This is a genomic window from Niallia sp. Sow4_A1 (genome assembly GCF_052116745.1).
GTDB lineage: Bacteria > Bacillota > Bacilli > Bacillales > Cytobacillaceae > Niallia > Niallia hominis.
Window position 1 is genome coordinate 20,907 of record NZ_JBQKKM010000055.1, and the last position, 8,466, is coordinate 29,372.

Annotated in this window: 7 protein-coding genes; all 7 read right to left on the reverse strand. The window is 38.3% G+C overall.

Going from position 1 to position 8,466, the window contains the following annotated elements; genetic code table 11:
- Window positions 1-41 precede the first annotated feature (41 nt).
- Window positions 42-2,453, reverse strand: coding sequence for a primosomal protein N' (gene priA / locus ACTQ5K_RS21795; protein ID WP_349204068.1), 2,412 nt, complete (start codon window positions 2,451-2,453; stop codon window positions 42-44).
- On the reverse strand, window positions 2,450-3,658 hold the full coding sequence (gene coaBC / locus ACTQ5K_RS21800; protein WP_349204069.1) for a bifunctional phosphopantothenoylcysteine decarboxylase/phosphopantothenate--cysteine ligase CoaBC: 1,209 nt from the start codon (window positions 3,656-3,658) through the stop codon (window positions 2,450-2,452). The genes priA and coaBC overlap by 4 nt, the downstream gene beginning before the upstream one ends.
- Window positions 3,659-3,972: 314 nt before the next feature.
- Window positions 3,973-4,191 carry a DNA-directed RNA polymerase subunit omega gene (gene rpoZ, locus ACTQ5K_RS21805; protein WP_031534362.1) on the reverse strand — a complete coding sequence of 73 codons (219 nt, stop codon included), beginning with the start codon at window positions 4,189-4,191 and terminating at the stop codon, window positions 3,973-3,975.
- Window positions 4,191-4,805: a guanylate kinase gene (gmk, locus tag ACTQ5K_RS21810; protein WP_031534359.1), complete on the reverse strand. Its 615-nt coding sequence runs from the start codon at window positions 4,803-4,805 to the stop codon at window positions 4,191-4,193. Before gmk ends, rpoZ begins: the two co-directional genes overlap by 1 nt.
- Window positions 4,806-4,814: 9 nt before the next feature.
- Window positions 4,815-5,078, reverse strand: coding sequence for an extracellular matrix/biofilm regulator RemA (remA, locus tag ACTQ5K_RS21815; protein WP_031534358.1), 264 nt, complete (start codon window positions 5,076-5,078; stop codon window positions 4,815-4,817).
- 60 nt (window positions 5,079-5,138) lie between these two features.
- Window positions 5,139-6,014 carry a YicC/YloC family endoribonuclease gene (locus ACTQ5K_RS21820; RefSeq protein WP_441130749.1) on the reverse strand — a complete coding sequence of 292 codons (876 nt, stop codon included), beginning with the start codon at window positions 6,012-6,014 and terminating at the stop codon, window positions 5,139-5,141.
- Window positions 6,015-6,339: 325 nt separating this feature from the next.
- The coding region (locus ACTQ5K_RS21825; RefSeq protein WP_441994287.1) for a cation-translocating P-type ATPase at window positions 6,340-8,466 on the reverse strand (2,127 nt) is incomplete at its 5' end.

Sequence of the window (8,466 nt, forward strand, 5' to 3'; positions counted from 1 at the left end):
AAGGTTAATAGCAACAGTAGCATCGTTTGTAACAGTCATCACTACATCAAAATAAACGGATTAACATCAATCGAGATTTGCAGTCCATTTGAACTTATTTCTGTCTGGTAATGATCTAAAATCGACTTTAGAACTTCCTCTAAGTTTGGTTCTTGTTTATATTTTATTAGGCATTGATAACGATATTTATTCTTTATCCTTGCGATTGGTGAAGCGACTGGTCCTAAAATAACCGTTTGCGGTGATAATCTATTTCTGACGATCTGCGTGATTTTCTCCGAGACACCGACTACTTTCATCAGCTCTTCATGACTAATCGTAATCATCGTAAGAAAATAGTATGGCGGATAGGCATGCTGTCTGCGAATCATCATCTCCGTTTCATAAAAACGGTCATAATCCTGTTCGCTCGCAAGCTCTATACTATAATGCTCAGGGGTATATGTTTGAAAAATAACTTCGCCCTGTAATTTATGTCTGCCTGCTCTTCCACTTACTTGTGTCAGTAATTGAAAGGTCTTCTCCGATGAGCGGAAATCTGGCAGATGAAGCATTGTATCAGCTGATAGTACACCAACTAGCGTAATTCTTGGGAAATCTAGTCCTTTGGCAATCATTTGTGTGCCTAATAGAATATCTGCCTCTCCATCTTGGAATTTTTGTAGCAGCTTTTCATGAGCACCCTTTCGACTTGTTGTGTCCACATCCATCCGAATAACTCTAGCTTCTGGCAGGATTTTCGCCAGCTCTTCTTCTACCTTCTGCGTACCTGTTCCAAAATACCGAATATGCTCACTGCTACATTCTGGACAAGTGGTAGGCGTATATGTTTCATATCCACAATAATGACACTTCATCTGATTTTGAAAACGGTGGTAGGTTAAGCTAATATCACAATTCGGACATTTAACAACATACCCACAGTCACGGCACATGACAAAGGACGAATGCCCTCGCTTATTTAAAAATAAGACTGTTTGCTCTTTCTTTTCAAGGCGATCTTTCAGCTTATCTAGCAATGCTTCGGAAAACATGGAGCGATTGCCGGTTCGAAGTTCTTCCCGCATATCAATAATTTCTACATTAGGAAGGGATTGGTTATTCATTCGATTAGGAAGGGATAGTAAAGTATATACGCCTTTTTGGGCTCGTGCAAAGCTTTCTAAAGAAGGAGTTGCACTACCTAAAATAATCGAACAACCATGCTTTTTCCCTCTTTCGATGGCAACTTCCTTTGCATGGTAACGTGGATTCTCCTCTTGCTTATAGGTCATTTCATGCTCTTCATCAATAATGATAATGCCAAGATTCGTAAATGGAGCAAAGATGGCGGACCTAGCTCCTACGACAACTTTCACTTCGTTTCTTTGAATTTTTCGCCACTCATCATACTTTTCTCCCACTGACAATCCACTATGCAAAACCGCAACAAGTTCACCAAATCGCCCTTTAAAACGGTTAACCATTTGGGGAGTTAGGGCGATTTCAGGGACAAGCACAATCGCTTCCTCTCCCTTTGCCAATACTTTTTCAATGGATTGCAAATAAACTTCTGTTTTCCCGCTACCGGTTACACCATATAAGAGAAACACTTCATGGCGCTCCTCTTTGACCGCCTGATGGATCGGTGCAACAACCTTCGCCTGATCATCTGTTAAAGGCAAGGCATATGTTCTTTCAAACTCACGCTCTTGATAAGGATCTCGATATACTTCTTTATCTATTTCGCCGAGAAGACCTTTTTCAACTAGCCCTTTTATAGCAGCTGTAGAAATCTTTAATTTCGTTAAGAGCTGTTTTTGTTCAATTGGTTCTGGATGCTCACTAAAAAACACAAGTAATTCTTTTTGTTTTTTTGCGTTTTTATTCAGCGATTCTTCGTAATCGGTTAAATCTTCTCTCTTTACCAAAGGATAAATATGCTTTACCTTTTTCTTTTGACCTCTTGATTGAACCTCGTAGGAAACTTCTATTGTTCCTTTTTTCACTTCCTTTTGCAGAGCAGAAAGAGATACATTCTTTAGAGCTTCCTCCCACACTACTTCTTCCATATTGCGAAAAAGAGCAGCTACCCCTTCTGCCATGTCTTGTTCTTTTCCCATTACCCTTTTTACCTTGCGCTCATATTTAGCCTTTAAAGCCGGCGGTAGCATCGCTTGAAAAGCAGAAATTTTATAGCAAAGGGTAGAATGAGACAACCAATCAGCAAGGGATAAAAGCTCTTTATTTAAAACAGGTACTAAGTCCATCGGCTCGATTATCTTTTTAAGTGATTTAAAACTAGACGTTTCCTCCAAGCTTTCCACAAATCCTTGAACCTTTCTAGGACCGAATGGAACAATAACTCGCATGCCTGGTTGAATAACCTCTTCCAGTTCTTCTGGAATGAGATAATCAAAGGGTCTGTCCGTTTGTTTTGCCGGAACATCGACAATTACTTTCGCTACAGTCATTTCTGAACAGCTTCCTTCATCAAGACCGCTTGTTCCAAGATTTTTTCCGCTACTTCATCTTTAGAAAGAAGGGGAAGTTCGATGGAAGTCCCATCTTTCTTATACATTGTTACTAAATTTGTATCTGTTCCAAAGCCAGAATCCTGCCTATTTACATTATTAGCAACAATCATATCCGCATTTTTCCGTTTTAATTTATCCATTGCATACACAGCCATATTTTGCGTTTCTGCTGCAAAGCCAATCAGAATTTGTTGATTTTTTCGCGACCCAAGTTCTGACAAAATATCCTTAGTCCGTGTAAATTCGATTGTTTCTGGACCGCTTTGCTTTTTCACTTTATGATCATATACTAAAGTTGGCTTATAATCACTAACTGCTGCAGTTTTAATGATAATGTCAGACTTCTCGCTATAGCTTATCACCGCATTATACATCTCTTCAGCACTTTCCACAGAAATTACCTGTGCACCCTTTGGTGGGGCAAGATTTGTTGGTCCGGATACTAAAATAACATTTGCCCCATATGCAATTGCCTTTTTTGCAATACTATATCCCATTTTTCCAGATGAATGATTGGAAATAAAACGAACAGGATCAATTTTTTCTCGCGTCGGTCCAGCAGTTACGAGAACGGTTGTACCACTAAGGATGTTTTTCTTCCCAGAGAAATAATCCTCCATATGCTGAACAATCATTTCTGGTTCTTCCAATCTTCCCTTCCCCACATACCCGCATGCTAAATAACCTTCACCCGGGTTAATAAATCGATACCCATAGTCATGAAGCGTATTAATGTTTTTAATAACTGCAGGGTGATCATACATATGAACATTCATGGCAGGAGCAATCCAAACATCACTTGTCGCTGCAAGCAAGGTGGTTGTAATCATATTATCAGCAATGCCGTTTGCTATTTTTCCTATCACATTCGCTGTTGCCGGTGCGACTAAAATCAAATCAGCCCAATCTGCCAAATCAATGTGGGCAATCACTTTCGGATCTTTTTCATCAAATGTGTCCGTATATACTTCGTTTTTAGAAAGTGCTTTAAAGGTTAAAGGATTCACAAATTCCATGGCCGCTTCCGACATGATAACCTTCACATCCGCGCCCTTTTGCGTTAATTTACTTGTTAAAGCACATGCCTTATAAACCGCAATTCCTCCCGTAACACAAAGAAGAATCTTCTTTCCATTCAACATTATGCGCTTCCTTCCTTTCTTTCTGTTCTAAGAGTTTATGATAAATAATATTGTTTTATTTGTATTCCGTGGGGACAGCACGATTCACTGGGACGAGCGCCGAGCCGCTTCGCCAAATCTTAAATCGGAAACCAACCTGCTTAGTTAGAATTTAAACATTTATGGGAACACCATTATGTAGTCTTTCATTACTTCTATTATTGTTAAGCATATAATTAAATAACCATTATGTCCATGAAAAAAGACTTAGTAAATGGAATTGCTCCTTTTACCTAAGCCTTTTAGTTTGTACTATATTTTTCAAAAAAATTTAATTATTCCTCGCTTGAACCACTTGGAGTATTTACACGGTAAGTTAGCTGATCTTTATTAATCTCTTCTAATGCTTTTCCTACATTTTTATGAGAAACATATTTTGCTAATTGTGGTCTCGCATTTGTTTGTAGCTTTCTTGCTCTCTTTGCAGCAACAGATACTAATGAATATTTAGAATCGATTTTTGTCATTAATTTATCAATGGATGGATATAACATTATTTAGCCTCCAGCATTTTCTTGTATTTTGGTTCTACTCTTTCTCTGCGACAATGTTCAGCAACAATGATTGCTTTAATTTTTTCACAAGCATTCTCTACTGTATCATTTTCTACGACATAATCATATAAGTGCATCATTTCAATTTCTTCTCTTGCCACATTCATACGGTTGTTAATAATCTCTTCTGACTCTGTACCTCTTGTCACAATACGATTCTTCAACTCTGATAGGCTTGGCGGGCTTAAAAAGATAAATAAGCCGTCAGGAAACTTCTCACGAACCTGCTTTGCACCTTCTACCTCAATTTCTAAAAAGACGTCTTTCCCTTTTAATGTTGTTTCTCGTACGTAATCAACTGGTGTACCGTAGTAATTTCCTACAAATTCTGCATATTCTAGTAATTTCCCTTGTTCGATTAAGCCCTCAAATTCTTCTCTCGATTTAAAGAAATAATCTACACCATCTACTTCACCAGCGCGCGGAGCTCTAGTTGTCATGGAAATAGAATATTCAAAGGATGTATTTTGTTGTGAGAATATTTCCTTTCTCACTGTTCCTTTCCCTACACCAGAAGGTCCAGACAAAACGATTAAAAGTCCCTTTTCTACCAAATCTTTCTCCTACCCTTCGTCTATAATCTCATCACGATCATTTAATCGATGTGCAACCGTTTCTGGCTGAACTGCTGAAAGAACAACATGATCGCTATCCATTACGATAACCGCTCTCGTTCTTCTGCCATATGTAGCATCTATTAATGATCCTCTATCCCTAGCATCTTGGATAATGCGTTTAATGGGGGCAGATTCTGGACTGACAATAGAGATAATTCTATTTGCAGAAACTATGTTTCCAAAACCAATATTAATTAACTTAATGGACATTTGCCTACTCCAATCCTATTATTTTTAGTTTTAACTAGGAAGATTTATTCTAAACCCTATTTATTCAATGTTTTGGATTTGTTCTTTCATTTTTTCCAAACAGCTTTTCACCTCGACAACAATTGCTCCAATTGCTGATGAATTAGCTTTAGAACCTATCGTATTGATTTCTCTGTTCATTTCCTGCAACAAGAAATCAAGCTTTCTTCCAATCGGGCTTTCTTCTTCCATAATTTGATAAAACTGTCTAATATGACTATGTAATCTAACTAATTCCTCATTAATATCTGCTTTATCTGCAAAAATTGCCACTTCTGTAATGAGTCTTGCTTCCTCTATCGGTTCCGGCAAATAGCTTTCTAGACGTGCTTTCAGCTTTTCCCGGTATTGTGTAATCACTTCAGGAGCTAATGACTGTAATTGTTCAACCCAAGTCTCTGTTTGCTTCAGGTTGTTTTCTAAGTCTTTGGATAACTCTAATCCTTCTATTGTTCGCATATTATTTAACTGGACAACCGCTTCTTCAACTGTAGTAAGTAATACTTCTGATAGTTCTTCCATGTCAAGTTCCCGTTCTACTATCTGAAAACACTCTTCTTGATTTAAGAGATCTCGTAGGGAGATAGGCTCTTCAATGGAATATTTGTCTTTTAATTGATGAAGTAATTGGTAATATTGATCAAGCAATGGCCAATCGACGATCATTTCATGGCCCTTCTTCTCTTCATCTTCTAAGCTTACAAATACTTCTACTCTACCTCTATGTATATAGTTTGAAATAATTTTCTTTATTTGTTCTTCCAAATATAGAAATTGCTTTGGCATCCGAATAATCTGATCGCTAAACCTGTGATTGACCGATTTCATTTCAATGTGAAGTGTTGAATGATGATATTGTTTTGTTGCTCTTCCAAATCCAGTCATACTTTTTATCATGCTAACACATCCGTTTTCTTAAAAATGTGCGAATTAATGTTGCTCATGCTTTTCCCGCAAAGTTTCGCTACTAACCCGCAGCCTGAATACACTTCGCTTTCCGTGGGGCGAGCGGTGAGCCTCCTCAGCTTCTCCTCCGGGGTCTCACCTGTCTCGCTAATCCCCGTGGTGTCTCCGTGTATTCAGGCTGCTTTATTATTCTTTAATAATTTCTCATCATACTTGCATAGCGTCGAATATTTTAGAAAAAACAGCATTAAAAACCACATTAAATAAATAAAAGGTAATAGAGTGGTCTCTACTACCTTTTGGATTATAACATATTTTATTTTGATTTACTTAATAAAAATGATCCTGCGAGTAAAAAAGTTGGTACGGAAGCGAATCCGATGATCATTGGCCAATCTTTCATTGCTATTGGCAGTGTATGGAAGATTTCTTGTAGGAATGGTACGTAAATGACAACTAGTGCAAGTACAAGGGATGAAATAACGGCCCATACAAGATACATATTGCCAAATGGGTTTCTTGAAAAAATTGATTTTTCACTGCGGCAGTCAAAAACATGTATTAACTGAGCAAGGACTAATGTGATAAATGCCACTGTTTGGGCGTATTCTAGATTTTCTGGATTATTATCATAGGCAAACATAAACGCTAAAATTGTGGAAATCCCGATTAAAAATCCTCTTGAAATTACCTTCCAGCCGAGCCCTCTTGAAAATACACCTTCATTCGGACTTCGCGGACCTCTTTTCATGACATTGTCTTCTGGTCTATCCAAGCCTAAGGCCATTGCTGGCAATCCATCTGTTACTAAATTCACCCATAGAATTTGGATTGGTACAAGTGGTAAAGGTAGAGCTAATAACATCGCAAACAGCATAACCAGTATTTCCCCAACATTTGAAGCTAGTAAATAACGGATAAATTTACGAATATTTTCATAGATATTTCTACCTTCTACGATCGCTGCTTTAATGCTTGCAAAATTGTCATCCATTAATACTAAAGAGGATGCTTCCTTCGCTACATCTGTACCTGTAATTCCCATTGCAATACCGATGTCCGCCTTCTTGATTGCTGGAGCATCATTCACTCCATCACCAGTCATAGCTACGACATGTCCTCTATTTTGGAAAGCTTGAACAATCTTCAGTTTATGTTCTGGTGAAACGCGAGCGAATACAGCAACATCTTCTACAATATCCTCTAATTCTTGTAAACTTAAATCTGTTAGCTCTTTTCCTTCCATTACCTTGGAACGGTTATTGGCAATGCCAAGCTGCTTAGCAATCGCTTTTGCCGTAATAACATGGTCTCCGGTAATCATAACTGTCTTAATTCCAGCTTCTTTACATTCTTTAACAGCTTGTTTTACTTCTGGTCTTGGTGGGTCAATAATGCCTTGGAGCCCGATAAAAATTAAATCCTTTTCCGCTTCTCTTTCGTGCATAATAATCGTATTTGGAGATATTTCCTTATATCCAATAGCGATTGTACGAAGCGCTTGGGAAGCTAATCCGTTAATCGCTTCCTGCACTACTTTCTTCTGCTCACTTCCTAATACAGTGGAACGATTTTCAAAAAGAATCGATTTACTTTGACCAATCAACACATCTGGTGCTCCTTTTGTTACGACAAACTGTCTTCCAGATGGGTCCTTTACGATCACACTCATCATTTTTCTTGTCGAATCAAAAGGAAATTCATTCACTATCGTAAATTGATTTAATAATTGAGAGCGCGAAAATCCTGCCTTCATACCAGCAACTAGTATAGCGCCTTCTGTCGGATCACCGTTTAAAACATATTCTCCGTCTTTTTGCAGTATCTCTGCATGATTACAAAGCAGTCCAAATGTTAAAAGCTGTTGTAACGCCTTATCTTTAGCAGGATCGACTAATTTTTCATCTGCATAGTATTTTCCTTGTGGTTCGTATCCTGTTCCATCTACTGTATACGTTTTGCCACCAATCCATGTTCTTGTAACCGTCATTTTATTTTGCGTTAATGTACCGGTTTTGTCTGAACAGATTACAGAAGCACATCCCAGCGTTTCTACTGCAGGCAATTTACGGACAATTGCATTTTTTCGGATCATTTTCTGAACACCAAGAGATAAAGCAATTGTAACAATCGCCGGTAGCCCTTCTGGTATTGCAGCAACTGCTAAGGATACACCTGCTAGAACCATTGTGTATAAATCATGTCCTTGAAGTACACCAATTACTACAACTAATACTGTTAATAGCAAGGCCGTTACAATGAGAATCTTCCCTAACTGCTCTAATCTTCTTTGCAGTGGGGTTGTCACAGAATCTGCATTTTGCAGCAAGTCTGCGATTTGTCCCATCGCCGTCTTCATTCCCGTACCGATTACGACACCAACACCACTTCCACGCGAAACCATCGTACCCATAAAGCCCATATTCTCCATATCACCGAGCGC